Source organism: Blastococcus sp. CT_GayMR19, from assembly GCF_004570385.1.
In the GTDB taxonomy this organism is placed as follows: domain Bacteria; phylum Actinomycetota; class Actinomycetes; order Mycobacteriales; family Geodermatophilaceae; genus Blastococcus_B.
Genome location: NZ_SPQL01000005.1, coordinates 37,427 through 62,503, shown reverse-complemented (window position 1 = coordinate 62,503; position 25,077 = coordinate 37,427). Strand labels below are relative to the sequence as shown.

At 74.2% G+C, this 25,077-nt stretch carries 26 protein-coding genes; 6 read left to right on the top strand and 20 right to left on the bottom strand.

The window, feature by feature from the left end; genetic code table 11:
* Positions 1–35: 35 nt before the first annotated feature.
* From guaA to guaB, 3 genes are read right to left on the bottom strand one after another with little or no spacing between them, the layout of a single operon-like run.
* Complete coding sequence (gene guaA, locus E4P39_RS08980; protein WP_135136062.1) at positions 36–1,598, bottom strand: glutamine-hydrolyzing GMP synthase; 1,563 nt, start codon at positions 1,596–1,598, stop codon at positions 36–38.
* Complete coding sequence (locus E4P39_RS08975; protein WP_135136061.1) at positions 1,598–2,749, bottom strand: GuaB3 family IMP dehydrogenase-related protein; 1,152 nt, start codon at positions 2,747–2,749, stop codon at positions 1,598–1,600. Before E4P39_RS08975 ends, guaA begins: the two co-directional genes overlap by 1 nt.
* Before the next feature lie 5 nt (positions 2,750–2,754).
* Positions 2,755–4,269 carry an IMP dehydrogenase gene (guaB, locus tag E4P39_RS08970; protein ID WP_135136060.1) on the bottom strand — a complete coding sequence of 505 codons (1,515 nt, stop codon included), beginning with the start codon at positions 4,267–4,269 and terminating at the stop codon, positions 2,755–2,757.
* Between the two features lie 136 nt (positions 4,270–4,405).
* On the opposite strand from guaB, the gene E4P39_RS08965 reads away from it, so the two are divergent.
* The gene (locus E4P39_RS08965) at positions 4,406–4,816 is read left to right on the top strand and encodes a DUF5319 family protein (protein ID WP_135136059.1); all 411 of its coding nucleotides are present in this window, start codon (positions 4,406–4,408) and stop codon (positions 4,814–4,816) included.
* A gap of 185 nt (positions 4,817–5,001) precedes the next feature.
* On the opposite strand, the gene E4P39_RS08960 is transcribed toward E4P39_RS08965, so the two are convergent.
* On the bottom strand, positions 5,002–5,706 hold the full coding sequence (locus E4P39_RS08960; protein ID WP_167761734.1) for a response regulator transcription factor: 705 nt from the start codon (positions 5,704–5,706) through the stop codon (positions 5,002–5,004).
* A 370-nt stretch (positions 5,707–6,076) separates the two neighbouring features.
* On the opposite strand from E4P39_RS08960, the gene E4P39_RS08955 reads away from it, so the two are divergent.
* The gene (locus E4P39_RS08955) at positions 6,077–6,376 is read left to right on the top strand and encodes a WhiB family transcriptional regulator (RefSeq protein ID WP_135136057.1); all 300 of its coding nucleotides are present in this window, start codon (positions 6,077–6,079) and stop codon (positions 6,374–6,376) included.
* Between the two features lie 158 nt (positions 6,377–6,534).
* Here the strand turns inward: E4P39_RS08955 and groL are convergent, their stop codons facing one another.
* On the bottom strand, positions 6,535–8,181 hold the full coding sequence (gene groL / locus E4P39_RS08950; RefSeq protein ID WP_135136056.1) for a chaperonin GroEL: 1,647 nt from the start codon (positions 8,179–8,181) through the stop codon (positions 6,535–6,537).
* A gap of 117 nt (positions 8,182–8,298) precedes the next feature.
* The gene (gene groES, locus E4P39_RS08945; protein WP_135131822.1) at positions 8,299–8,607 is read right to left on the bottom strand and encodes a co-chaperone GroES; all 309 of its coding nucleotides are present in this window, start codon (positions 8,605–8,607) and stop codon (positions 8,299–8,301) included.
* Between the two features lie 220 nt (positions 8,608–8,827).
* On the opposite strand from groES, the gene E4P39_RS08940 reads away from it, so the two are divergent.
* Positions 8,828–10,063, top strand: coding sequence for a class I SAM-dependent methyltransferase (locus E4P39_RS08940; RefSeq protein ID WP_135136055.1), 1,236 nt, complete (start codon positions 8,828–8,830; stop codon positions 10,061–10,063).
* On the opposite strand, the gene tsaD is transcribed toward E4P39_RS08940, so the two are convergent.
* The 14 genes from tsaD to E4P39_RS08870 all read right to left on the bottom strand — a co-directional run bounded on the left by tsaD (position 10,053) and on the right by E4P39_RS08870 (position 22,822).
* Positions 10,053–11,090, bottom strand: coding sequence for a tRNA (adenosine(37)-N6)-threonylcarbamoyltransferase complex transferase subunit TsaD (gene tsaD, locus E4P39_RS08935; RefSeq protein WP_135136054.1), 1,038 nt, complete (start codon positions 11,088–11,090; stop codon positions 10,053–10,055). The two genes, E4P39_RS08940 and tsaD, sit on opposite strands and share 11 nt — an antisense overlap.
* Positions 11,083–11,598 carry a ribosomal protein S18-alanine N-acetyltransferase gene (rimI, locus tag E4P39_RS08930; protein WP_135136053.1) on the bottom strand — a complete coding sequence of 172 codons (516 nt, stop codon included), beginning with the start codon at positions 11,596–11,598 and terminating at the stop codon, positions 11,083–11,085. Before rimI ends, tsaD begins: the two co-directional genes overlap by 8 nt.
* A complete protein-coding gene (gene tsaB, locus E4P39_RS08925) occupies positions 11,595–12,233 on the bottom strand; it encodes a tRNA (adenosine(37)-N6)-threonylcarbamoyltransferase complex dimerization subunit type 1 TsaB (protein WP_135136052.1) in 639 nt (212 codons plus the stop codon). Before tsaB ends, rimI begins: the two co-directional genes overlap by 4 nt.
* Positions 12,234–12,244: 11 nt before the next feature.
* A complete protein-coding gene (gene tsaE / locus E4P39_RS08920) occupies positions 12,245–12,700 on the bottom strand; it encodes a tRNA (adenosine(37)-N6)-threonylcarbamoyltransferase complex ATPase subunit type 1 TsaE (RefSeq protein WP_135136051.1) in 456 nt (151 codons plus the stop codon).
* Positions 12,697–13,338 (bottom strand): uracil-DNA glycosylase, encoded by a 642-nt coding sequence (locus E4P39_RS08915; protein ID WP_135136050.1) that lies wholly within the window; start codon positions 13,336–13,338, stop codon positions 12,697–12,699. The genes tsaE and E4P39_RS08915 overlap by 4 nt, the downstream gene beginning before the upstream one ends.
* 41 nt (positions 13,339–13,379) lie before the next feature.
* Entirely contained in the window at positions 13,380–14,564 is a 1,185-nt protein-coding gene (locus E4P39_RS08910) for an alpha/beta hydrolase (protein ID WP_135136049.1), read from the bottom strand.
* On the bottom strand, positions 14,564–15,703 hold the full coding sequence (gene alr / locus E4P39_RS08905) for an alanine racemase (RefSeq protein WP_135136048.1): 1,140 nt from the start codon (positions 15,701–15,703) through the stop codon (positions 14,564–14,566). The genes E4P39_RS08910 and alr overlap by 1 nt, the downstream gene beginning before the upstream one ends.
* Entirely contained in the window at positions 15,700–17,172 is a 1,473-nt protein-coding gene (locus E4P39_RS08900) for an NAD(P)H-hydrate dehydratase (RefSeq protein WP_135136047.1), read from the bottom strand. The genes alr and E4P39_RS08900 overlap by 4 nt, the downstream gene beginning before the upstream one ends.
* The gene (locus E4P39_RS08895; RefSeq protein WP_245159720.1) at positions 17,169–17,624 is read right to left on the bottom strand and encodes a holo-ACP synthase; all 456 of its coding nucleotides are present in this window, start codon (positions 17,622–17,624) and stop codon (positions 17,169–17,171) included. The genes E4P39_RS08900 and E4P39_RS08895 overlap by 4 nt, the downstream gene beginning before the upstream one ends.
* A gap of 46 nt (positions 17,625–17,670) precedes the next feature.
* Positions 17,671–19,533 (bottom strand): glutamine--fructose-6-phosphate transaminase (isomerizing), encoded by a 1,863-nt coding sequence (gene glmS / locus E4P39_RS08890; RefSeq protein ID WP_135136046.1) that lies wholly within the window; start codon positions 19,531–19,533, stop codon positions 17,671–17,673.
* Between the two features lie 202 nt (positions 19,534–19,735).
* Entirely contained in the window at positions 19,736–21,079 is a 1,344-nt protein-coding gene (glmM, locus tag E4P39_RS08885) for a phosphoglucosamine mutase (RefSeq protein WP_135136045.1), read from the bottom strand.
* An 8-nt stretch (positions 21,080–21,087) separates the two neighbouring features.
* Positions 21,088–21,507, bottom strand: a complete 420-nt coding sequence (gene rpsI / locus E4P39_RS08880; RefSeq protein WP_135136044.1) for a 30S ribosomal protein S9 — start codon at positions 21,505–21,507, stop codon at positions 21,088–21,090.
* A 73-nt stretch (positions 21,508–21,580) separates the two neighbouring features.
* Positions 21,581–22,024 (bottom strand): 50S ribosomal protein L13, encoded by a 444-nt coding sequence (gene rplM / locus E4P39_RS08875; RefSeq protein ID WP_135136043.1) that lies wholly within the window; start codon positions 22,022–22,024, stop codon positions 21,581–21,583.
* A gap of 312 nt (positions 22,025–22,336) precedes the next feature.
* A complete protein-coding gene (locus E4P39_RS08870) occupies positions 22,337–22,822 on the bottom strand; it encodes a carbonic anhydrase (RefSeq protein ID WP_135136042.1) in 486 nt (161 codons plus the stop codon).
* A gap of 87 nt (positions 22,823–22,909) precedes the next feature.
* On the opposite strand from E4P39_RS08870, the gene glp reads away from it, so the two are divergent.
* Genes glp through E4P39_RS08855 form a run of 3 tightly spaced genes read left to right on the top strand, consistent with a single transcriptional unit; the run spans position 22,910 to position 25,073 of the window.
* Entirely contained in the window at positions 22,910–24,112 is a 1,203-nt protein-coding gene (glp, locus tag E4P39_RS08865) for a gephyrin-like molybdotransferase Glp (protein WP_135136041.1), read from the top strand.
* Entirely contained in the window at positions 24,109–24,582 is a 474-nt protein-coding gene (moaC, locus tag E4P39_RS08860; RefSeq protein WP_135136040.1) for a cyclic pyranopterin monophosphate synthase MoaC, read from the top strand. The genes glp and moaC overlap by 4 nt, the downstream gene beginning before the upstream one ends.
* Positions 24,579–25,073, top strand: a complete 495-nt coding sequence (locus E4P39_RS08855) for a MogA/MoaB family molybdenum cofactor biosynthesis protein (RefSeq protein ID WP_135136039.1) — start codon at positions 24,579–24,581, stop codon at positions 25,071–25,073. The genes moaC and E4P39_RS08855 overlap by 4 nt, the downstream gene beginning before the upstream one ends.
* Positions 25,074–25,077: the final 4 nt, after the last annotated feature.

Here is a 25,077-nt window from a genome sequence, read left to right as displayed (position 1 = left end):
GGCCCTCTCCGTGTTCTACGGCCTCCGCGGAGGACTCACTCCCACTCGATGGTGCCCGGCGGCTTGCTGGTGACGTCGAGGGTGACCCGGTTGACCTGGGGCACCTCGTTGGTGATCCGCGTGGAGATCCGCGCCAGCACGTCGTAGGGCAGGCGGGTCCAGTCGGCGGTCATCGCGTCCTCGCTGGACACCGGCCGCAGCACGATGGGATGCCCGTAGGTGCGGCCGTCGCCCTGCACCCCCACGGAGCGGACGTCGGCCAGCAGCACCACCGGGCACTGCCAGATCTCGCGGTCCAGCTTCGCGGCGGTCAGCTCGGCCCGCACGATCGCGTCGGCCCTCCGGAGGACGTCGAGCCGCTCCTGGGTGACCTCGCCGACGATCCGGATGCCGAGACCCGGGCCCGGGAACGGCTGGCGCCACACCATCGCCTCGGGCAGGCCCAGCTGGACGCCGACCTCGCGCACCTCGTCCTTGAACAGCGTCCGCAGCGGCTCGACGAGGGTGAATTGCAGGTCCTCGGGCAGCCCGCCGACGTTGTGGTGGCTCTTGATGTTCGCCGTCCCACTGCCGCCGCCGGACTCCACGACGTCCGGGTAGAGCGTGCCCTGCACGAGGAAGTCGACGGTGTCGCCGTGCTCCTTCGCGTCGCCGACGACGTCGAGGGCGGCCTGCTCGAAGACCCGGATGAACTCGCGGCCGATGATCTTGCGCTTCTCCTCGGGGTCGCTGACCCCGGCCAGCGCACCCAGGAACTGCTCGCGGGCGTCGACCACCCGCAGGTCCACGCCGGTGACGGCGACGAAGTCCCGCTCGATCTGCTCGGTCTCGCCCTCGCGCATCAGCCCGTGGTCGACGTAGACGCAGGTGAGCCGGTCCCCGATCGCCCGTTGCACCAGCGCCGCGGCGACGGCGGAGTCGACGCCGCCGGAGAGTGCGCAGAGCGCGTGCCCGTCGCCCACCTGCGCGCGGATCCGCTCGACCTGCTCCTCGACGACGTTGGCCATCGTCCAGGTCGGCTCGAGCCCGGCGATGTCGAAGAGGAAGTGCTCGAGCACGGTCTGCCCGTGCGCGGTGTGCCGGACCTCGGGGTGGAACTGCACCCCGGCGAGCCGGCGGTCGACGTCCTCGAAGGCGGCCACCGGCGCACCCGTGGACGTCGCCGTCACGGTGAACCCGGGCGGCGCCTGCGAGACGGCGTCCCCGTGGCTCATCCAGACGTTCTGCTCCACCGGCAGCGAACCGAACAGCCGCCCGCCGGTGGTGACCGTCAGCGGGGTGCCGCCGTACTCGCGGTCGCCGGTGTGCGCGACGGAGCCGCCCAGGCTCTGCGCCATCGCCTGGAAGCCGTAGCAGATGCCGAACGCCGGGACGCCTCCCTCGAACAGCGTCGGGTCGACCTGCGGGGCCCCCGGCGCGTAGACGCTCGACGGGCCGCCCGACAGCACGATCGCGGCCGGCTTGCGGGCCAGGACCTCCTCGGCCGGGACCTCCGAGGAGACGATCTCGGAGTAGACGCCGGCCTCGCGGATCCGCCGGGCGATCAGCTGCGCGTACTGGGCCCCGAAGTCGACGACGAGGACGGTCGGGAAGTCCATCAGTCCGCCTGACCGCCGCCGGCCAGCCCGCCGATGACCAGGTCGACCCGCTGGAACTCCTTGAGGTCGCGGTAGCCGGTCTTGGCCATCGTCCGGCGCAGCGCGCCGAACAGGTTGGTCCGGCCGTCGGACTCCGCCGCCGGGCCGAGCAGGACCTGCTCCAGCGAGCCGGCCGGGGCGACCGGCGCCGAGGTGCCGCCGCGCGGCAGCCGCGGGTGGGCGGCGACCGAGTCCCACCAGATGCCGCCGCCCGGTGCCTCGGCCGCGCGGCGCAGCGGCTCCCCCAGCTGCACGGCGTCGGCACCGCAGGCCAGCGCGCGCGCGATGGCCCCGCTGTTCTCGATCCGCCCGTTGGCGATGACGTGCACGTACCGGCCGCCGGTCTCGTCGAGGTAGTCGCGGCGGGCGGCCGCGGCGTCGGCGATGGCACTGGCCAGCGGCACCCGGATGCCCAGGACGGTGTCGCTGGTCGAGAAGCTGTCCGCCCCCACGCCGACGATCACCCCGGCCGCGCCGGTGCGCATCAGGTGCAGGGCGGTGGTGTAGTTCGCCGCCCCGCCGACGATGACCGGGACGTCGAGGTCGGCGATGAACTCCTTGAGGTTCAGCGCGTCGCCCGCGGTGGTCACGTGCTCGGCGGAGACGATCGTCCCCTGGATGACCAGCAGGTCCACGCCCGCGGCGAGCACGGTCGGGGCGTACTGCAGCGTGTGCTGCGGCGAGATGCGGACCGCCGTCGTCACGCCGGCGTCGCGCATCTCCTTGATCCGCGCCGCGATCAGCTCCGGCTTCACCGGCTCGCAGTAGACGTCCTGGAGCAGCGCAACCGGCGGGGCCCCGGCGCCCGCGGCGTCCCGGAGCTTGCGGTAGACCGGCTCGGGATCCTCGTACCGGGTCCACAGGCCCTCGGCGTTCAGGACGCCGAGCCCGCCTGCCTCGCCCACGGCGACGGCCGTCGCCGGGCTGACCACCGCGTCCGACGGGCTGGTGACCAACGGGATCTCGAAGCGGAAGGCATCGATCTGCCAGGCGGTGGAGACGTCGTCGACGTCCCGCGTCCGCCGGGACGGGACGATCGAGACCTCGTCGAGGTCGTAGCCCCGCCGGGCGAACCGGTTGAGACCGATCTCCACGGTGTCGCGTGCGCTCATCTCGGTCACCGACCCCGGTAGTTGGGGGCCTCGACGGTCATCTGGATATCGTGCGGGTGGCTCTCCACCAGGCCCGCTGACGTGATCCGGGTCAGCTGTCCGCGCTCCTTGAGGTCGGCGATGGTCGCGGCGCCCGCGTACCCCATGGACGCCCGCAGACCGCCCACCAGCTGGTGGACGACACCCGACAGCGCGCCGCGGTAGGGCACCTGGCCCTCGATGCCCTCGGGGACGAGCTTGTCGTCGGAGAGGACGTCGTCGGCGAAGTAGCGGTCGCGGCTGAACGACTGGTTGCCGCGCTTCTGCATCGCGCCCAGCGACCCCATGCCCCGGTAGGTCTTGTACTGCTTGCCGTTGACGAAGACGAGCTCGCCCGGCGCCTCCTCCACCCCGGCGAACAGGCCGCCGATCATCACGGTGTCGGCGCCGGCCACGAGGGCCTTGCCGATGTCACCGGAGTACTGCAGCCCGCCGTCGGCGATGACCGGCACGCCGGCGGGGCCGGCGGCCAGCGACGCCTCGTAGATGGCACTGATCTGCGGCACCCCGACACCGGCGACGACCCGCGTGGTGCAGATCGAGCCGGGCCCGACCCCGACCTTGACCGCGTCGACCCCGGCGTCGACGAGCGCCTGGGCGCCGGCGCGGGTGGCGACGTTGCCGCCGACGACCTCGACGCCGTCGTCCCCGCCGAAGTCCTTCTTCACCCGCGCCACCATGTCGAGCACCGCGCGCTGGTGCCCGTGGGCGGTGTCCACGACGAGCAGGTCGACACCCGCGTCGACGAGCAGCCCGGCCCGCTTGTAGGCGTCCTCGCCGACGCCGAGTGCCGCGCCGACCACGAGCCGGCCGTCGGCGTCCTTGGTCGCGTGCGGGTACTGGTCGCGCTTGACGAAGTCCTTCACGGTGATCAGTCCGCGCAGCCGGCCGCCGGCGTCGATGAGCGGCAGCTTCTCGATCTTGTGCTCACGCAGCAGGGCGAGCGCGGTGTCCGGGTCGACGCCCACCGGGGCGGTCACCAGGGGCATCGGCGTCATGACGTCGCGGACGAGGCGGTGCTGGTCGGTCTCGAACCGCATGTCGCGGTTGGTCACGATGCCGACCAGCACGCCGTCGGAGTCGACGACGGGGGCGCCGGAGATCCGGTAGCGGCCCGACAGCGCGTCGACCTCGGCCAGGGTGTTGTCCGGCGAGCAGGTGACCGGGTTGGTGACCATGCCTGCCTCGGAGCGCTTGACCAGGTCGACGTGGCCGGCCTGCTCCTCGGCGGCGAGGTTGCGGTGCAGCACCCCGGCGCCGCCGGCACGGGCCATGGCGATCGCCATGCGCGCCTCGGTCACCGTGTCCATGGCGCTGGAGAGCAGCGGGACGGCGATCCGGAGGCGCCGGGTCAGCCGGCTGCTGGTGTCCACCTCCGCGGGGACGACGTCGGACGCGCCCGGAATGAGGAGGACGTCGTCGTAGGTCAGCCCGAGCGGGGCGAACTTCGCGGGCAGCTCGGGGACGGAGTCGGGCTGCATGTGCGCGGCCACCCTTCGGCGAATCGGGTCGGGCTCCGGGTCGGCACCCCCCACCGGACGCGGGAAGACCGAACCCGATCGTAGGCGGCGGGGTGGAGGGGCGGTGCTCTGCCTGTCCGGCCGTTACCGTGGGGGCGTGACTCCGTTCGACGACACCTCCGGCCCGGACTTCGGGGCCGGCGACTCCGCCACTCCTCCTCCGCTCACCATGGAGGAGCGTGCGGGCGTCCTCGACGACCTCGCCGAGCTCGAGGTGTTCCGCACCCTGCTCGAGCCCACGGGCATCAAGGGCATCGTCGTCGACTGCCCCGACTGCGACGAGGAGCACCACGTCGACTGGGCGCTGATGCAGGCCAACCTGCGGCAGCTGCTGGACGAGGGCCAGACCGGCCGGCACGAGCCCCCGTTCGACCCCGACCCCGACGACTACGTCAGCTGGGACTACGCCAGCGGGTACGCCGACGGCGTGGCCGCGGCCGCGGAGCGGGACGAGCCCACCGGCCAGCACGGCGCCGGCGGAAGCGGCCGCCACGCCCGCGAGGATTGAGTTCCAGAAAGCGTGATCGCGCCGAGTGGGCCCCGGAGGGGTCCGCGCAGGCGCGATGCAGCGGCTCCGCGGTCAGGGGTGGGGTCCTGGCCGCGGTGCGATCCGGAGGATCGCTTGTCATGACTGAGGGCCCCTCCCGACGTCCGGAAGGGGCCCTCAGCGTGCGTTGATCTTGTGGGCGGGACCTACGTCATGATGCCGCGGCGGAAACCCGTCGCGACGGCCTCGGCGCGGTCCTTGGCGCCGAGCTTGCGGAACAGCCGGCGGGCGTGGGTCTTGATCGTGTCCTCGGACAGGTACAGCTCGCGGCCGATCTGGGCGTTGCTCTTGCCCTGGCTCATGCCGCTGAGCACCTGCATCTCCCGCATGGACAGCGCGGCGACCGGCGTCGCCTCCCGCACGGTCGAGCGCACCGTGGTCGGGGCGGAACCGTTGAGCGGCGCGGCACCGCTCCAGGGCGCCGGGCTGCCGGCGGTGGCCGGCTGAGGGATGCGGGCACCCTCGGCACGCAACCCCACGCGCGACAGACCGAGGCCCATCTCGATGGAGCTGGCGTCCCAGCGCAGGTAGCCCCGCGCCCCGAAGGCGACGGCGGCACGGACGCTGTCCGCGTCGTCGGGCGCGCCGAGTACCAGGACCGGCAGGCCCGGGTAGGCACGCAGCGCCTGGGTGGCCGCGCTCAGCCCGGTGTCCACGGCCCGCTGGGTGCCGACGATCAGCACGTCGGGCATGCGGGTGGCCAGCCGGGACATCAGCGAGGCGGCGTCACCGACGACCTCGACCCGGCCGACGAACGGCAGAGCCACCAGCCGTGAGGCGACGTCGTCGCGGACCCGCCGGCGTTCGTCGTACACCCAGACGTTCGTCGTGCCGTTGCCCGGTCCGCGCATCCTGTCGTCGATCACGCCTGCTCCTCGCTTCACCCCGGCAACGTGTCCGCCGGGTCCCCGTACCGGTCCGGGAACACCTGACCGGGTATCGCTCAGGCGGGGGCTCCCATGTCGTGAAGCCCCCGCCTGGGCGGGGGTCGCACCGCGTCCCCGGGCTTCTCCCCCTCCCGGATACGGCACGACCTCGTCCCACCTTGATCGACACGGACGGGGTACAACAGCGCCCCTCACCCCGGGGGGTGAGGGCGCTCGCGAAGCGGCCGGGCGCGAAAAGTTGCGATCAAGCCGTGTTTGACCATGTCGGGCCAAGGGCACCGGCCCCTTGCAGCCGGACAGCCCTTCTCCGGCTCACCCGAGCCCTGGAGGAGACATGGCCGACATTCGACGGCTCCCGACGCCGGTCGCCGAGGTCTGGGACTGGCAGCTCCACGGTTCCTGCCGTGGCGAGAACACGTCCCTCTTCTTCCACCCCGACGGTGAGCGCGGGCCGGCCCGGGCGCGGCGGCAGGCCGCGGCCAAGGCCGTGTGCGCGCGCTGCCCCGTCATCGATGCCTGCCTGAAGCACGCCCTCTCGGTGCGCGAGCCCTACGGCGTGTGGGGCGGCATGAGCGAGGAGGAGCGGGCGCGGCTCATCGCCGCCGAGCCCGCCGCCGTCGCCGCGGGCGTCTGAGACTTCGCACGAACGCCGAGAGGGCGGGTCCGGATTCGTCCGGACCCGCCCTCTCGCGTTGTCGTGCCGCTGCTCAGGAGTTGATCATCGGCGAATGGTCACGCCCGGCGGCGCGCCGGACAGCCATCCGCCGATGATCAACTCCAGGAGGCCTCCGCTCAGTGGCTGTGGCCGTGCCCGCCACCGTGGCCGTGGGTGTGGTGCCCGCCGCCGGCGTGCGCGTGCTCCTCCTCCGCGGGCTTCTCCACGACCGCGGAGTCGGTGGTCAGCACCATCGCGGCGATGGACGCGGCGTTGCCCAGCGCGGCCTTCGTGACCTTGACCGGGTCGATGACGCCCTGCTTCGCCAGGTCGCCGTACTCGCCGGTCGCGGCGTTGAAGCCCTGACCCAGACCCAGCTCGCGCACCTTGTTGACGACGACGCGCCCCTCGAACCCGGCGTTCTCCGCGATCCGGGCCAGCGGGGCGTCCAGCGCGAGGCGCACGGCCCGCGCACCGGTGAGCTCATCACCGGAGAGGTCGAGGCCGTCGATCGCGGAGACGGCGTGCACCAGCGCCGAGCCGCCGCCGGGGATGACCCCCTCCTCGACCGCCGCGCGGGTGGCCGCGATGGCGTCCTCGATGCGGTGCTTGCGCTCCTTGAGCTCGACCTCGGTGGCCGCGCCGACGCGGATGATGCCGATGCCGCCGGCCAGCTTGGCCAGCCGCTCCTGCAGCTTCTCGCGGTCCCAGTCGGAGTCGGTGTTCTCGATCTCGCGACGGATCTGCGCGACGCGGTCCGCGATGGCCTCGGAGGTGCCGCCGCCGTCGACGACGGTCGTGTCGTCCTTGGTGACGGTGACCCGCCGTGCGGTGCCGAGGACCTCCAGGCCGACGGAGTCCAGGGACAGCCCGACGTCCTCGCTGACGACCTGCCCGCCGGTGACGATGGCCAGGTCGGTCATGAACGCCTTGCGGCGGTCACCGAAGTACGGGGACTTCACCGCGACGACCTTGATGGTCTTGCGGATCGAGTTGACGACGAGGGTGGACAGGGCCTCGCCCTCGACGTCCTCAGCGACGATCAGCAGCGGCTGCCCGCCGGTGCCGAGCACCTTCTCGAGCAGGGGCAGCAGATCCTTCAGGGCACCGACCTTGCCGCTGACCAGCAGGACGAGGGCGTCGTCGAGAACGGCCTCCATCGCCTCGGCGTCGGTCACGAAGTACGGCGAGAGGTAGCCCTTGTCGAACTGGACGCCCTCGGTGACGTCGAGCTCGGTGGTCATGGTGTTGCTCTCCTCGACGGTGATGACACCGTCGTTGCCGACGCGCTCCATGGCCTCGCCGATCAGCTCACCCACCTCGGGGTCCTGAGCGGAGATCGTGGCGACGCCGGAGATCGAGGCGCGGTCCTCCACCGGGGTGGCGGCGGCGTCGAGCGCGGCGTGCACGGCGTCGACGGCGGCGCGCATCCCGCGTCCCAGCGCGATCGGGTTCGCACCGGCGGCCACGTTGCGCAGGCCCTCGTGCACCAGCGCCTGCGCCAGCACCGTCGCGGTGGTGGTGCCGTCGCCGGCGACGTCGTTGGTCTTGGTGGCGACGCTCTTGGCCAGCTGCGCGCCGAGGTTCTCGAACGGCTCGTCCAGGTCGATCTCGCGGGCGATCGTCACGCCGTCGTTGGTGATCGTCGGGACGCCGAACTTCTTGTCGATGACGACGTTGCGGCCGCGCGGGCCGAGGGTCACCTTGACCGCGTCGGCGAGCTTGTCGACGCCGCGCTCGAGGGAGCGCCGGGCGTCCTCGTTGAACTTGATGATCTTGGCCATGCCGGACCTCTCATAGAGGAAAGCTCAGGGGTGGGACGACGACCGCCCCGGGACCCGAGGGAATCGGGTCGCCCGGGGCGGTCGGTCAGTGCTGGTGGAGCTAGTGACGGGGAGAGGTCACTTCTCCACGACGGCGAGCAGGTCGCGGGCCGAGAGGACGAGGTAGTCCTCACCGGCGTACTTGACCTCGGTGCCGCCGTACTTCGAGTAGATGACGACGTCACCCACGTTCACGTCGAGCGGAACGCGGTTGCCGTTGTCGTCGATGCGGCCGGGGCCCACGGCGATGACCGTGCCCTCCTGCGGCTTCTCCTTGGCGGTGTCCGGGATGACCAGACCGGAAGCGGTGGTGGTCTCGGCCTCGTTGGCCTGGACCACGACCCGGTCCTCCAGCGGCTTGATGCTGACCTTGGTAGCGGTCGTCACGTCGGTGACGCCCCCTTCGGTGTCGGACGGCTGTGGCTAGGAACGTGCTGGTGGTGCTTGTGGTGCTGATGCTGTGGCACGGATCCGGGCACCCGCCGTCGCGGGGGTCGGGCGCCAGCCCGTGTCGATTGGCACTCTACCCATGAGAGTGCCAGCCGCTCAACCGGGTCCCCCGGCAGGTGACGACGGGACGGACCAGCCCGTACGCCACGCTGTGCCGATGGACCGGCAACCCGAGGAGCAGGCCGCCGAGACGGTGCGTCAGCTGCGGGCCCTGGCGACGCCGGACGGCGCGGCGGCGCTGTCCCGGGCGGCGTCGCTGATGGCCGACGGGGCCGATGCGGTGTCCGCACTGTCCCGGTTGCGCGCCGAGGTGGGCACGGACCTGGCCGGCCCGGCGTGGGGCGTCGCGCGCCAGCGGCACAAGGCGCGGGCGACGTTCGGGGCCGACGCCGACCGGCTGCTGTTCACCGGCGACACCCTCGAGCAGGCCGGCCGTCCCGCCCTCGCCGACCGGCGCGCCGCGCGGCTGCTGGCCCCGGGCTCCGAGTCGGTCGCCGACCTGGGCTGCGCGGCGGGCACCGACACGATCGCACTGGCGCGGGCCGGCGCCCGGGTGGTGGCCGTCGACCGCGATCCGGTGGCCCGGGAGCTGACCCTGCTGAACACCACGGCGCTGGGGCTGACGCGGGTCGAGGTGATCGACGCCGACGTCGTCGACCTGGTGGCGGCCGCCGCCGACGGTGTGGTGGCCGGCTGCCGCGCCGCCGTCCTGGATCCGGCGAGGCGGGCCGGGGGACGCCGGCAGCTGGACCCCGACCGCTGGTCCCCGCCGTGGTCGACCGTCACCGCGCTGCTCGACCGCGTCCCGGCGACGGTGGTGAAGGTGGCCCCCGGCCTGGACCACGACCGGGTTCCCGCAGGCATCGAGGCCGAGTGGATCTCGGTCGGCGGCTCGATCGTCGAGGCGCTGCTGTGGGGCCGCGGACTGTCGGCCACCTGGCGCCGGGCGACCCTCGTCGGCCGCGACGCCGTCCACGAGCTCACGGCCGACCAGGACCCCGGGCTCGCGCCGACCGGCCCGGTGCGCAGATGGCTGCACGAGCCGGACCCGGCGGTCATCCGGTCCGGGCTGGTCGCGTGCGTGGCGGCCGATCTCGGCGCGACCCTGATCGACCCGACGATCGCTTACCTGACCTCCGACGGGCCGGCCGCGAACCCGTGGGTGAGCTCGTACCGGGTCACCGACGTGCTGCCGTTCAACCTCAAGAAGCTGCGGGCGCTGCTGCGCACCCAGGGTGTCGGGCGGGTGGTGGTGAAGAAGCGTGGCTCCCCCATCGAGCCGGAGACGCTGGCCAGACAGCTGAGGGGACCCGGGAGCGGTTCCGCGGTCGTCGTGGTCACCCGGGTCGCCGGCGCGCCGTCCGTGCTGGTCTGCGCCCCGCTCAGCGGGTGACGACCTCGATAGGCAGCGAGCTGTCCGCGCCGAGGTCGGGCTCCGAGGGCGCGACCCCGGACGCGACCAGCCGGGACCCGAGCGCGGCGACCATCGCGCCGTTGTCCGTGCACAGCCGCGGGCTGGGCACCCGCAGCACGATGCCGGCGGCCGCGCACCGCTCCTCGGCCAGCGCCCGCAGCCGCGAGTTGGCCGCCACTCCCCCGCCGAGCACGAGGTGGCCGACACCGCGGTCGCGGCAGGCGCGGACCGCCTTGGCGGTGAGCACGTCGGCGACCGCCTCCTGGAAGGACGCCGCGACGTCGGCCACCGGCACCGGCTCCCCCGACCGCTCCCGCGCCTCCACCCAGCGCGCCACCGCCGTCTTCAGGCCGGAGAACGAGAAGTCGAAGGGCGCGTCCCGCGGGCCGGTGAGCCCGCGCGGGAACGGGATGGCCGCCGGATCGCCCTCGCGGGCCGCCTTGTCGATCGGCGGCCCACCCGGGAAGGGCAGCCCGAGCACGCGGGCGACCTTGTCGAACGCCTCGCCCGCCGCGTCGTCCACGGTTCGCCCCAGTGACTCGACCTGCCGGGAGAGGTCGGGCACGAGCAGCAGCGAGCTGTGACCGCCGGACACGAGCAGCGCGATCGACGGCTCGGCCAGCGGGCCGTGCTCGAGCTCGTCGACGGCGACGTGGGCGGCCAGGTGGTTGACGCCGTGGAGCGGCACCCCCAGCGCCAGGGCGTAGGCCTTCGCGGCGGCCACCCCGACCAGCAGCGCCCCGGTCAGCCCGGGCCCGGAGGTGACCGCGACGGCGTCCACGTCGTCCACCGTCGCCCCCGCGTCGGCCAGGGCGCGGTGCACGGTCGGGACCATCGCCTCGAGGTGCGCGCGCGAGGCGATCTCGGGAACCACACCGCCGAAGCGCTCGTACTCGGCCACCGACGTGGCCAGGGCATCGGCCAGCAGGGTGTGCCCCCGGACGAGGCCCACGCCGGTCTCGTCGCAGGAGGTCTCGAACCCGATCACCAGCGGCTGGTCAGCCACGCCCACCCCCCGACGCGCGCCCCAGAGCCCGCACCCGCTTGCGCTTCATGACGACGGCGTCGTCCCCGCTGGGCTGGTAGTAGCCGCGGCGCCGGCCGATCTCGGTGAACCCCCGACGGCGGTAGAGGCGCTGGGCCGCCTCGTTGTCCGCCCGCACCTCCAGCAGGACGACCGGGCTGCGCCGGTCCGCCTCGGCGAGCAGCGCGTCGAGCAGCAGCGAGCCGACGCCCTCGCCCTGCAGCGCCTTGGTCACCCCGAGGGTGGCCACGTGCGACTCGTCGTCGTAGGCGATCAGTCCCGCGTAGCCGACCATGACGGGCGGCCCGTCGGATTCGTCCTCGTCACCGCTGACGTCGAACTCGGCCACCACGTAGTACCGGGTGTCGGCGCGGGACAGCTCGTCGCGGTACATGTCCTCGGTCCAGGTGTCCGGCGCGAAGAGCTCCTCCTCCATCCGCATCACCGCGGGCAGGTCGTCCAGCGTCATCGGGCGCAGCGTCACCGTCATGCCCGCGTCACCGCCTTGATCGCCGTCGGCGGCGTCGCGTCCGGACGGCGCAGGTACAGCGGCACCAGCGGTCCCGCCGACGACGGGTCCGCCAGCTGCGGCGAGGCAGCCCGCAGCAGGCCCGCGGTCGTCACGTCCGCCGCGGTCACCGGGGAGGCCAAGCGCTCGGCGAAGGCGCGGTCGCCGACGAACGGACCGGGCCGGCCGAGTTCCTCCGGCCGGACCACGCCGGGCCCCTCGGTGCGCCGGCCGTCGTCGCCGTAGGTCGCCCAGTAGACCTCCTTGCGGCGGGCGTCGGTCACCACCGTGCGCGCACCGGAGCCGACGGCGTCGAGCGAGCAGACCCCGACGACCGGCAGCCGCCGCGCATCGGCGAGCGTCAGCGCGGTCACGACCCCGACGCGGAGGCCGGTGAAGGGCCCCGGACCCAGCCCGGTCACGACGGCGTCCAGGTCGGTCATCCCCAGCCCGGCGTCGGCCAGCACACCCCGGATCGCCGGCGTGAGCAGCTCGGCGTGCCGGTTGCCCGACGGGACGGCCCGCTCGGCGAGCACCTCGATGCCGGCGTCGGCCGACCAGCGGCCGAGGCCCGCGACGAGCGTCGGCGTCGCGGTGTCGAGGGCAAGGACGAGCACGGACGCCGAGGTTACTGAGTCGCCTGGAGCCGCTGCTCCCAGTCCGGCCCGTGCGGCACGAGCGTCGCCGTCCGGACGTCGTCGTCGCGGCGGTCGAGGCGCACCTCGAGGTGCCCGTCCGCCAGCTGCTCGACCAGGCCCTGGCCCCACTCGACCACCGTGACCGACTCGGCGGACGAGGCGTCCAGGTCGAGGTCGTCGACGTCGGCGACGCTGCCCAGCCGGTAGGCGTCGACGTGCACCAGGGGCACCCGGCCGCCGCGGTGCACGCGGGCGATCACGAACGTCGGCGAGGTCACCGGCTCGCGGACCTCCAGCCCCGCGCCGATCCCCTGCGTGAGCGCGGTCTTGCCGGCGCCCAGCGGCCCGACGAGGACGACGAGGTCACCGGGCCGGAGCACCTCGGCGAGGGCCCGGCCCAGGGCGTGGGTGTCCCCGGCCGTCGGGAGCAGGTGCTGGCGTCTCACGCGGGCCTCCTGCCGAGCGAGGCCGCGACCGCCGACAGGTCGGCCAGGAGGGCGGCCCGGGGGGCGCCGTTCGGCCCGAAGCGGATGGCGGCCGACGGATGGTAGGTGGGCCAGAGCGCCCGGCCGGCGTAGTCGTGCGGACCCTCCGCCCGGGCCCGCGCGAGCACCGTGCGCGGCCCGAGGAACCACTTCGCCGCCGACAGTCCCAGCGCCACCACGATCGGCGGATCGAGCAGCTCGAGCTGGCGGCGCAGCCATCCGCTGCAGCGGGCCACCTCATGGGCGGTCGGGGTGCGGTTGCCGGGTGGCCGGCACTTGACGATGTTCAGCACGGCCGCCTCCGATCGCGCGAGCCCGGCCTCGGCGAGCAGCTGGTCGAGCAGCGCCCCGGACCGGCCGACGAAGGGCCGGCCGGTCTCGTCCTCGGTCGCGCCCGGCGCCTCCCCGACGAGTGCGAAGCGGGGCGGCCCGACCGGGACGTCGCCGACGACGACGTGCTGCCGGACCGCCGCCAGCTCGGGACAGGCGACGCAGGGACGGGCCGCGGCCGCGAGCGCCGGCCAGTCCGGCGCCGCGGCGGCGATGCGCGCGACCTCGTCGGCGGTGGCGTCCAGCCGGGGCGGACGGGGGGCGGCCACCTCCGCACCCTAAACGGCGACGGGGAGGGGCCTGACCGCCGTCACCTGCGGCGAGCGGTCCGTACCTCCGCGGCGGCCCGGCGCAGCAGCGCCGTCAGGGCGGCGCTCACCTCGTCCGGCTTCTCCAGCAGCACCATGTGCCCGGCGTCGGGGACGACGACGTACTCCACTCTGCTGTCGCCCGTCCGCCCCAGCCGCTCCACGATCAGCTCACTGTGCTGCTTGGGGATCATCTTGTCGGCATCCCCGGTCAGCACGAGGGTCGGGATGCGACGGAGCGGCTCGAGCGAGCCGGTCTGGTCCAGTCCGGCGAGCGCCGGGTAGAACTCCGCGATCACGTCGACCCGGGTGCCGGCGATCATCGCGTCCAGGTACCGGGTCAGCGCGGGGTCGACGTCGGACGAGGCGAACGACAGCGAGCGGGTGACCGCCGAGACCAGGTCACCGGCCAGGCGCCGCGTGCGCTCGGCCAGGGCCGGCCGCCACCGCATCGTCCACGCGGCCACCGGGAAGAACGCCGCCCGGACCCGGGTGAGCAGCTCGGGGAGCCCGAACGTGAGCTCGGCCAGGTTGCCGCTGGAGGTGGAGATCAGGGCGGCCGCGACGACCTTCGACCCGAACAGCTCGGGGCGCACCGCCGCGAGCCCCATGACCGTCATGCCGCCCATCGAGTGCCCGACGAGAACCACGGGACCCTGCGGCACCCGCGCCTCGATCACGGCGGCCAGGTCGTGCGCCAGCTGGTCGATCGTGGACCGGTCGGCCGACCCCCGGCTGGACGCGCCGTGCCCCCGCTGGTCGTAGAACACCAGTCGCGCGTCCGGTCGGTGGCCGTTGGCGGTCGCCAGCTCGGCGGCGAGCGTGCGCCGCTGGAAGGCCCAGGACGCCATCGACAGCGAGTAGCCGTGCACGAAGACGACGGTCAGCGGCGCGTCCCGCGGGCCGATCTCCTCGACGGACAGCAGCACGCCGTCGTCGGCCTGCACCAGGGCCGTCCGATCGGCCGGGCGGGCCGCACCGCCGAGCGGGTCGTTCTCCCGGAGGCGGGCGTCGGCGAGCTGCTTCCCGCCGAGCTCGGCGGCCCGGACGCGCCGCGCGGCGACCCGGCTGACCGCGACTCCCGCGGCGGTGCCGGCCGCGGCGAGGCCGAGCAGCGCCCCGACGACCCCCGCGGTGTGCCCGCGGGAGGGGCCGGCTGCCGGCTTCGGCTTCGGGTCCCTGGCCATCAGACCGCCCCCGCCGAGCCGACGTAGCGGCGGGCGAAGCGTCCGCCGACCCGGGTGACCAGCTCGTAGTGGATGGTGTCGACCGCGTCGGCCCACTGCTGCGCCGTCGGCTCGCCCCCCTCCCCGGGGCCCCAGAGGACGACCTCGTCGCCGGGTGCCACCGCGGCGTCCCCGACGTCCAGCACGAACTGGTCCATGCAGACCCGCCCGGCGATCGTCCGCTGCGCGCCGCCGGCCAGGACCGGGGCCCGGTTCCCGGCCGCGCGCGGCACACCGTCCGCGTACCCCACCGGCACGAGCGCCAGCGTGGTCTCGCGCTCGGGGAAGTAGGTGTGGCCGTAGGAGACACCGACCCCGGCCGGCACCCGCTTGGTCAGCGCGACGGCGGCACGGACCGTCATCGCCGGGCGGAGACCGTGGGCCGCCGGGTCCCCGCCGAGCGGGTCGAGCCCGTACAGGGCGATCCCGGGCCGGACGAGGTCGTACCAGGTCTCGGGCAGGGCGACGGTGGCGGCCGAGTTGGCCAGGTGCCGGCGCGCATCGGTGAGGCCGGCGGCACGGGCGATCCCCACGGCCTCCTCGAAGACCCGGACCTGCGCCCCGATCGTGGGGTGGGTGGGCGCGTCGGCGTAGGCCATGTGGCTCCACACCCCGACGACGGCGACGGACCCCTCGGCCTCCGCGCGCGCGGCCGCGGCGACCAGCGCGGGCCAGTCGGCCGGCGTCGCGCCGCCCCGGGAGAGGCCCGTGTCGACCTTCAGGTGCACCTGCGCCGTACGACCGGTGGCCTGTGCCGCGGCGACCACCTCGTCCAGCCCCCAGTCGGCGTTGACCGAGATCTCGATGTCGGCGGTCAGGGCGGCCGAGTAGTCGGTGCCGGGGCCGTGCAGCCAGGCGAGCACCGGCGCGGTCACGCCCGCCGAGCGCAGCGCGAGGGCCTCGTCGAGGACGGCGACACCCAGCGCGTCGGCGCCGCCGGCCAGCACCGCCCGTGCGGCCGGGATCAGCCCGTGGCCGTACCCGTCGGCCTTGACCACGGCCATCAGCGGGCGGCCGACCCGCTCCCGCAGCACCGCCGTGTTGGCGGCGATCGCGTCGAGGTCGACGACGATCTCGGCGCGGGGGGGTGCGTTCGTCACGCCTCCGAGTCTCCCAGGCGGCGCGCCGGGACCCCGCGCACCCGGCCGATCGCGTCCGGCAGGCACCGGACCAGGTCGCCCGCCACCAGTGGTCCGCGCTCCGCGGCGAGCTGCCCCGTCCGCCCGTGCAGATGGGCGCCCACCGCGGCCGCCTCGGTCGCGTCGAGGCCGGTCGCCAGGAGGGCGCCGAGAATGCCGGCCAGCACGTCGCCGGTCCCCGCCGTGGCGAGCCACGACGTGCCCGTCCCGTTCACGAAGACACCCCCGTGCGGGCCGGCGACGACCGTGGCGTCGCCCTTGAGCAGCACGACACAGCCGAGGTCGGCGGCCAGCCGCCGGGCCGCGCCGATCCGGTCCGGGCCGACGTCGAACCCGAACCGGGCGAACTCGCGGTCGTGCGGCGTCAGCACGGTCGGGACGCTCCGCCCCCTCACCAGCGACGGCTCCGCGGCGGCCATGGTGAGGGCGTCCGCGTCGAGCACCACCGGCAGGTCGGTGGCCAGCACCTCGGCCAGGACGCTGCGCGCGGCGTCGTCCGTCCCCATCCCGGGACCGACCACCCAGGCCTGCACCCGGCCGGCGTCGGACGGGCGGCCGGCGGTCACGATCGCCTCCGGCCACGCGGCCCGCACCCCGTCGGCGGCGGTCCCGGCGTAGCGGACCAGGCCGGGCCGGGTGCGCAGCGCGGCCCCGGTGCAGAGCACGCCGGCACCGGGATAGGCCGCCGACCCGGCGACGATGCCGACGACGCCCTGCGAGTACTTGTCGTCCCCGGCCGACGGCGGCTCCAGCCGTGCGGCGACGTCGGCGTCGGTCAGTGCGAACGCGGTCGCCGACGGGAGGTGCGGTCCGAGGCCGATGTCGACCAGGTGCACCTGACCCGCGTGCCCGCGGCCCTCCCCGACGACGAGTCCGGGCTTGACCGCGCCGAAGGTGACGGTGTGCAGAGCCGGGAACGCCACGCCGTCCACGGCGCCGGTGTCGGCGTCGACACCGCTGGGGACGTCGACCGCGACCGGAATGCCCGCGCCGTCCGCCGCTGCCGAGGCCAGCGCCGCGGCGTCGGGGCGCAGCCCGCCCCGGCCGCCGATGCCGAGCATCCCGTCCACCACCAGGTCGGCGCGGCCGATGACCGTGGCCGCCTCGCGCGACCCGGCGGGGAGCGCGCGGCCACCGGCCCGCAGGAGCGCGGCGCGGCCTGCCGCGTGCGCCCGGTCCGGATCGAGCAGGACCGCGGTCACCCGCACTCCACGGCGGGCGAGGACGGCGCCGGCGAACAGCGCGTCACCGCCGTTGTTGCCCGTTCCCACGAGCAGCACGACGCGACGCCCGTAGGCCGGGCCGAGCAGCCGCAGGCACACGGTGGCCAGCCCGGTGGCGGCCCGCTGCATGAGCGTGCCCTCGGGCAGCGCGGCGAGCAGCGGCTCCTCGGCGGCCCGCACCTCCTGGACGGCGTGCAGCCCGATCATGCGTCGTCCGCGCGCGCCGCCCCGACGCCGCTCCCCGATCCGAGCGCCGGCCCCGACCCCAGAGCCGGTCCCGCCCCGAGAGCAAGGCCCTCCGCGACGACCACCGCCGAGGCGATGCCGCCGTCGTGGCTGAGCGAGATGTGCCAGCCGGTGACGCCGAGCTGCGCGGCCCGGCCGGCCACCGTCCCGCGGACCTCCAGGTGCGGGCGGCCGTGTTCGCCGACCGTCACCTCGGCGTCGTGCCAGTGGAGGTCGCCCGGGGCGCCGAGGGCCTTGGCCAGCGCCTCCTTGGCCGCGAAGCGGGCGGCGAGCGACTCGCCGGTGCGCCTGCTCCCCGAGGGTGTGTGCTGCTCGGCGGCGGTGAACAGCCGGTCCCGCAGCCCTGGTGTGCGCGTCAGCGACTCGGCGAAGCGCTCCACCGGCACGACGTCGATCCCGACCCCGATGATCACCGGGTCAGTCTGCCGTGCCGGAGCCGGAACTACTCGACGGCCGGAACTACTCGACGGTGACCGACTTGGCCAGGTTGCGCGGCTGGTCGACGTCGAGACCCCGGGTGTCGGCGATCTCGCACGCCAGCACCTGGAGCGGGATCGTCGTGACCACCGGCGCGAGCAGTGTCGGCGTCCGCGGGATGCGGATCAGGTGGTCGGCGTACGGCACGACGTCCTCGTCGCCTTCTTCGGCGATGACGATCGTCCGGGCACCGCGGGCGCGGACCTCCTGGATGTTGGACACAACCTTGCCGTGCACCGACTCCCGGCTGCGCGGCGAGGGCACGATGACGATGACCGGCGTGCCCTGGTCGATGACGGCGATGGGGCCGTGCTTGAGCTCACCCGCGGCGAAGCCCTCGGCGTGGATGTAGGCCAGCTCCTTGAGCTTGAGGGCCCCCTCCAGCGCCACGGGGAAGCCGACGTGGCGGCCCAGGAAGAGGATCGTGTTCGCGTCGGCCAGCGAGCGGGCCAGCTCGCGCACCGGCTCCATGCCGGCGAGCACCTGGGCGACCGCCTCCGGCAGCCGCCGCAGGTCCGCGACGATCGCGGACACCTCGTCCTCGTACTTCACCCCGCGGATCTGGGCCAGGAAGAGCCCGACGAGGTAGCAGGCGACCAGCTGGGTGAGGAAGCCCTTCGTCGAGGCGACGGCGACCTCCGGGCCGGCGTGCGTGTAGAGCACGGCGTCGGACTCGCGCGGGATGGTCGAGCCGTTCGCGTTGCAGATCGCCAGGACGCGCGCGTTCTGGTCCTTCGCGTGCCGCAGCGCCATCAGCGTGTCCATGGTCTCGCCCGACTGGCTGATGACCACGACCAGCGTCGACCGGTCGAGCACCGGGTCGCGGTAGCGGAACTCGCTGGCCACCTCGACCTCGACGGGGATGCGGGTCCAGTGCTCGATCGCGTACTTCGCGATCAGGCCGGCGTGGTAGGCCGTGCCGCAGGCGACGACGAAGATCTTGTCGATGTCCCGGAGCTCCTGGTCGGAGAGCCGCACCTCGTCGAGCACGAGCTCACCGCGGACGCCGAGCCGGCCCAGCAGGGTGTCGGCGATCGCCTGCGGCTGCTCGGCGATCTCCTTGAGCATGAACCAGTCGTAACCGCCCTTCTCGGCGGCGGCGGCGTCCCAGTCGACGGTGTAGGCGGTGGGCTCGACCTCGGCGCCGGCGAAGTCCGTGACGGTCAGGCCGCGGTGCCGGTCGATCTCGACGACCTGGTCCTGACCGAGCTCGCGGGCCTCGCGCGTGTGCGCGATGAAGGCGGCGACGTCGGAACCGAGGAAGTACTCGCCGTCCCCGATGCCGACCACGAGCGGGCTGCTGCGCCGGGCCGCCACGAGGGTGTCCGGCTCCGCGGCCGCGGTGGCGACGAGGGTGAAGGCCCCTTCCAGGCGGCGGCAGACGGTGCGCATCGCGTCGGCCAGGCGGCCCTCGCCCTCGGGCGCGGCGTCGTAGGCCCGTGCCAGCAGGTGGGCCGCGACCTCGGTGTCGGTCTCCGAGGTGAACTCGATGCCGTCCTTCTCGCACTCGGCCCGCAGGACGGCGAAGTTCTCGATGATCCCGTTGTGGATCACCGCGACCGAGCCGTCGGCCGAGAGGTGCGGGTGCGCGTTGCGGTCGGTCGGGCCACCGTGCGTCGCCCACCGGGTGTGCCCGATGCCGATGGTGGCCGCGGGCAGCGGGCGCTCGGCCAGCACCTTCTCCAGGTTCGCCAGCTTGCCGGCCTTCTTGGCCGAGCTCAGCGCACCGTCGGCGACGACGGCGATCCCAGCGGAGTCGTAGCCCCGGTACTCGAGCCGGCGGAGGCCTTCGAGAACCACGTCCCGGGCGTCCTGCGGACCGACATATCCCACGATGCCGCACATTGGGCCGAGAGTACCGGGAGTGGCGGACCGATCCGTCTAGGACACCGTCGTGCTCCGCACGACACCGCCACCAGGAGCCCACTCCTGTCACACGGAGCCGCTGCGTCACTCCTCGGCGAGGCCTCCGGCCCCACCTCGTCGCGACAGGGCCCGTCGCGTCCCGCTGACCGACCCGTGTCGCGACAGGGCCCGTCGCGTCCCGCTAACCGACCCGCGCGACGACCTCCGCGAGCCGGGTGGCGACCTCGTCGGCCTGCTCCTGGGTCGGGGCCTCGACCATCACGCGCACGAGCTGCTCCGTGCCGGACGGGCGCAGGAGCACCCGGCCGGAGTCCCCGAGCTCCTCCTCGACCGCGTTGACCGCCTCCGCCACCTCGTCGCTCTCGGCGACGGCGAGCCGGTCGGTCACGGGCACGTTGATCAGGATCTGCGGCAGCCGCTGCACCACCGAGGCGAGCTCGGCCAGGGAGGCGCCGGTCGCGGCCATCCGGGAGAGCAGGGCCAGGCCGGTCAGCAGGCCGTCGCCGGTGGTGGCGTGGTCGAGGAACACCAGGTGGCCGCTCTGCTCGCCACCCAGGCTCAGGCCCCGGGCGCGCAGGGCCTCGAGCACGTAGCGGTCGCCGACGGCCGTCGTCTGCACCGCGATGCCGGCGTCCCGCATCGTGTGGTGGAAACCGAGGTTGCTCATCACCGTGGCCACGACGGTCGAGTCCTTGAGGGCGCCGCGCTCGTGCATCGACAGGGCGCAGATCGCCAGGATCATGTCGCCGTCGACGACGTCCCCGTCAGCGGTGACGGCCAGGCACCGGTCGGCGTCGCCGTCGTGGGCGATGCCGATGTCGGCGCCCTGCTCCCGGACCGTGTCGGCCAGCGGGCCGAGGTGGGTGGACCCCACGCCGTCGTTGATGTTCCAGCCGTCGGGTGCGTCCCCGATGGCGTGCACGGTGGCACCGGCCCGCCGGTAGACGTCGGGTCCCGTGGCCGCAGCGGCCCCGTGGGCGCAGTCGACGACGACCCGGAGGCCGGTGAGCGGCTGGTCGACGGTGGACAGGACGTGGCGGGCGTAGTCCTCCCCCGCCTCGGGCAGGTCGCGGACCCGGCCGATCCCGGCACCGGTGGGCCGGTGCTCGCCGGAGCGGCCGGCGACGACGGTGCGCTCGATCGCCGCCTCGACCGCGTCGGGGAGCTTGTGGCCCCCGCGACTGAACAGCTTGAGGCCGTTGTCGGGCATCGGGTTGTGGCTGGCCGAGATCATGACGCCGAGATCCGCGTCGTTCCGGCCGGTGAGATAGGCGAGAGCGGGCGTGGGGACGACGCCGGCGCGCAGCACCTCGGCGCCGGCGCTGGTCAGCCCGGCCACCACGGCGGCCTCGAGCATCTCGCCACTGGCCCGGGGGTCGCGGCCGACGACCGCGACGGGACGCGAGGTCCCGTCGCGGCCGGCGAGCACTCCGGCGGCGGCGCGCGCGACCGAGAGAGCCAGCTCCGGCGTCAGGTCGGAGTTGGCCAGGCCGCGGACGCCGTCCGTTCCGAACAGGCGACCCAACGGAGGGGTCAGCGCTTGGAGTACTGAGGCGCCTTGCGGGCCTTCTTGAGCCCGTACTTCTTGCGCTCCTTGACCCGCGGGTCACGGGTGAGGAAGCCGGCCTTCTTCAGCGCCGGCCGGTCGTCGACGTCGATCTCGATGAGGGCCCGCGCGATGGCGAGGCGCAGGGCACCGGCCTGGCCGGTGACGCCGCCACCGTTGAGCAGACCGACGACGTCGTACTGCTCGCCCTTCTCCAGGGTCACGAACGGCTCACGGATGAGCTGCTGGTGGACCTTGTTGGGGAAGTACTCCTCGAGGGTGCGGCCGTTGAGCTTGAACTGGCCGGTGCCGGGGAGCAGGCGCACGCGGACGATGGCTTCCTTGCGTCGCCCGACGGTCTGGATCGGACGCCCGTCGGCGTCGGTCACGGTCGCTGGGCTGGTCACTTGCTCTCCTCGCTGGCGCTCGTCGGCGTCGTGACCGACGGTGCTGTGTTGATCGGCTCGCTCGCAAGCTCGCTCACTGGGCCACCTGCTTGATCTCGTAGGTCTGGGGCTGCTGCGCAGCGTGGGGGTGCTCCGGGCCTGCGTAGACCTTGAGCTTGGAGAGCATCTGCCGGCCGAGGGTGTTGTGCGGCAGCATCCCCTTGATCGCGCGCTCGACGACGCGGTCGGGGTGCGTGCGCAGCTGGTCGCCGACGTTGATCGTCTTCAGACCACCCGGGTGACCGGAGTGCCGGTAGGCGACCTTGTCGTCCCGCTTGGAGCCCGTGAGGGCGACCTTCCCGGCGTTGACGATGACGACGAAGTCGCCGACGTCCATGTGCGGGGCGTACTGGGGCTTGTGCTTGCCGCGCAGCAGCTGCGCGGTCTGGCTGGCCAGTCGACCGAGCACCACATCGGTGGCGTCGATGACATGCCAGGCCCGGGATACCTCGCCGGGCTTGGGGGTGTACGTGCGCACGGCGCTCGTGTCCTCTTCGTCGTCGGGAAGGCTGGTGGGATCGCCTCACCGAGCACGGGAGACGGTGCAGCGCGCGCGGCACCAGCCGGCTCACGCGCCAGTCGGCCACGATACCAGCCGCCGACCGGCCACTTTCCCGCGGCCGAGGGGACGGTCAGCGGACCCTTTCCCGGTCCGCTTCCGCGCCCCCGGTCCGCTCCTCGCTCCACGCCCCACGGCGCCTCCGCGGTCGCTCCGCTCCTCGCTCGCTGGCGCTCGCTGCGATGCTCACTCCCTGTCGGCACCGGCCTCGCTGCGATGCTCCCGGGGCTGTCAGCGGACCTCGCGCAGGTGCCCCGTCCCCACGTCGTACACGGTGCCGCGGACCTCCCGCGACAGCAGGTACGGGCTGTCCCGGATGAGCCGGATCGACTCGCGGACGTCGGCGTCGACGTCGGTGAACGCCCGGGCCGCCCAGGGCGGACGCCGCCCGGTCGCCTGCTCGACCATGTCGGCGAAACTCACGTCGTCGGTCGCCTCGAGCCCGCACTCGGTGTGGTGCACGAGCAGGATCTCGCGGGTGCCCAGCACGTGCTGGGAGATGGTCAGCGACCGGATGGTGTCCTCGGTGATGACACCACCGGCGTTGCGGATCACGTGGGCGTCGCCCACCGCGAGGCCGAGCATCCCGAACAGCGGCATCCGGGAGTCCATGCAGGCGACGATCGCCACCGCACGCGCCGGCCGCACCGGCTTGCTGCCGGGGAACCGCTCCGCCCACTGCTCGTTCGCCTCGAGCATCCGGTCGATCTCAGCCATGCCCACCTCCGCCTCGCCCGTTCGAGCCGGGACCCTATCCGGAGGCCGTTTCCGGCTCGTGTCGGAGCGATCGGCAAGGATGGGCGCGTGCGCACCGTCGAGGAACACCAGGCAGTGGTCACCGCGCTGCTCCGGCCCCTCGGCGAGGAGTCCGTCCCGCTGGCGGCCGCGCACGGCCGGGTGCTGGCCCGCGACGTCGCCGCCGAGGTCGCGCTGCCCGGCTTCGACAACTCGGCCATGGACGGCTACGCCGCCCGGTGGGCCGAGGTCTCGGACTCCGCGCGGTCGCCGGTCCGGCTGCCCGTCGCCGAGGACATCCCCGCCGGGCGCTCCGACGTCGTCCCCCTGGCGCCCGGCACCGTGCACCGCATCATGACCGGCGCCCCGCTGCCCCCGGGCGCGGACGTCGTCGTCCCCGTCGAGCTCACCGACGGGGCGACCGACGTCGTGGAGATCCGGGACACGCCCCCGCTCGGCAGCCACGTGCGGGCCGCGGGCGAGGACATCCCGGCCGGCGCGGTCGCCCTGTCGGCGGGGGCCGCGCTGGGCGCCGCGCAGGTCGGGCTGGCCGCCGCCGTCGGCATCACGACCCTGCGGGTGCGGCGCCGTCCCCGCGTGCTGGTGCTGTCCACCGGCAGCGAGCTGGTCGAGCCGGGGCGGCCACTGCAGCCGGGGCAGATCTACGAGTCCAACTCCCTGCTCCTCGCCGCCGCCGTGGAGGACGCCGGCGGCGAGGCCCGCCGGCTGCACTTCGTCCCCGACGACGTCGACCAGTTCCTCGCGACGGTGCGGGCGGAGGTGGCGACGGCGGACCTGCTGATCACCAGCGGCGGCGTCAGCGCCGGCGCCTACGAGGTGGTCAAGGACGCCTTCCGCGGCCTCGGCACGGTCGAGTTCGCCAAGGTCGCGATGCAGCCGGGCGGCCCGCAGGGCGCCGGCACCGTCGACGGCGTCCCCGTGGTCACACTGCCGGGCAACCCGGTCAGCGCCTTCGTCTCCTTCGAGGTGTTCGTCCGGCCGGCGCTCCGGCGGGCGATGGGGTACGCCTCCCCCGACCGCCTGCACGTGCCCGCCCGGCTGACCGGCCCGCTGCGCTCGCCCGCCGGCCGCCGCCAGTTCCTGCGGGGCCGCTACGACGGCGGCCTGGTCTCCCAGGTCGGCGGTCCCGGCTCCCACCTGGTCGCGCACCTCTCCCGGGCGAACTGCCTGGTCGTCGTCCCCGAGGTCGTCACCGACCTCCCTGCCGGCGCCGACGTCGACGTCGTGCTGATCGAAGGAGCCCTCCAGTGAAAGAGCCCCGCCTCACGCACGTGGACGAGACCGGCGCCGCCCGGATGGTGGACGTCAGCGCGAAGCCGGTCACCGCACGGGTCGCGACGGCGGCCGGCCGGGTGCTGGTCAGCCCGGAGGTCGTCGCGCTGCTCCGGGGCAGCGGGGTGCCGAAGGGGGACGCGGTCGCCGTCGCCCGCATCGCCGGCATCGCGGGCGCCAAACGGACGCCGGACCTGGTGCCGCTGTGCCATCCGATCGCGCTGCACGGGGTCACCGTCGACCTCGAGGTCACCGACGACGCCGTCGAGATCACCGCCACCGCCCGCACGGCCGACCGCACCGGGGTGGAGATGGAGGCGCTCACCTCGGTCGCCGTCGCCGGGCTGACGATGATCGACATGGTCAAGTCCGTCGACCCCCGCGCTGCCATCACCGACATCCGGCTGCTGACCAAGTCCGGCGGCAAGAGCGGGGACTGGACGCGATGAGCGAGCTGCCCGACGACGCCCGCGCGCTGGTCGTCACCGCGTCCAACCGCGCCGCCGCCGGCGTCTACGAGGACCGCAGCGGGCAGGCGCTCGCCGCGGGACTGCGGGAGCTCGGGTTCACCGTCGAAGGCCCGCACGTGCGCCCCGATGACGTCGACGAACTGAAGGCGGTGCTCGCGAACGCGGTGGACCTCGGGTTCGACGTCGTCCTCACCACGGGCGGCACCGGCCTGTCTCCGACCGACGTCACACCGGAGGCCACCCGGCGGGTGCTCGAGCGCGAGGCGCCGGGCCTGGCCGAGGCCGTCCGCCGGTACGGCGCCGAGAACGGAGTCCCGACGGCGGTGCTGTCCCGCGGCCTCGCCGGGATGGCCGCGCGCACGCTGATCGTCAATCTGCCCGGTTCGACGGGCGGGGTGCGCGACGGGCTGGCGGTGCTCGGCCCGCTCCTCCCCCACGTGGTCAGCCAGCTGCGCGGCGGCGACCATTGACGCC

Excerpts from the sequence above, each read along its gene's own strand:
- E4P39_RS08940 (WP_135136055.1), top strand. The coding sequence starts at position 8,828 with ATGGACCGGCAACCCGAGGAGCAGGCCGCCGAGACGGTGCGTCAGCTG.
- groL (WP_135136056.1), bottom strand. The coding sequence starts at position 8,181 with ATGGCCAAGATCATCAAGTTCAACGAGGACGCCCGGCGCTCCCTCGAG.
- glmS (WP_135136046.1), bottom strand. The coding sequence starts at position 19,533 with ATGTGCGGCATCGTGGGATATGTCGGTCCGCAGGACGCCCGGGACGTG.
- E4P39_RS08975 (WP_135136061.1), bottom strand. The coding sequence starts at position 2,749 with ATGAGCGCACGCGACACCGTGGAGATCGGTCTCAACCGGTTCGCCCGG.
- E4P39_RS08955 (WP_135136057.1), top strand. The coding sequence starts at position 6,077 with ATGGCCGACATTCGACGGCTCCCGACGCCGGTCGCCGAGGTCTGGGAC.
- E4P39_RS08855 (WP_135136039.1), top strand. The coding sequence starts at position 24,579 with ATGAGCGAGCTGCCCGACGACGCCCGCGCGCTGGTCGTCACCGCGTCC.
- E4P39_RS08870 (WP_135136042.1), bottom strand. The coding sequence starts at position 22,822 with ATGGCTGAGATCGACCGGATGCTCGAGGCGAACGAGCAGTGGGCGGAG.
- E4P39_RS08960 (WP_167761734.1), bottom strand. The coding sequence starts at position 5,706 with ATGCGCGGACCGGGCAACGGCACGACGAACGTCTGGGTGTACGACGAA.
- guaA (WP_135136062.1), bottom strand. The coding sequence starts at position 1,598 with ATGGACTTCCCGACCGTCCTCGTCGTCGACTTCGGGGCCCAGTACGCG.
- E4P39_RS08900 (WP_135136047.1), bottom strand. The coding sequence starts at position 17,172 with ATGATCGGGCTGCACGCCGTCCAGGAGGTGCGGGCCGCCGAGGAGCCG.
- E4P39_RS08910 (WP_135136049.1), bottom strand. The coding sequence starts at position 14,564 with ATGGCCAGGGACCCGAAGCCGAAGCCGGCAGCCGGCCCCTCCCGCGGG.
- rimI (WP_135136053.1), bottom strand. The coding sequence starts at position 11,598 with ATGACGGTGACGCTGCGCCCGATGACGCTGGACGACCTGCCCGCGGTG.
- guaB (WP_135136060.1), bottom strand. The coding sequence starts at position 4,269 with ATGCAGCCCGACTCCGTCCCCGAGCTGCCCGCGAAGTTCGCCCCGCTC.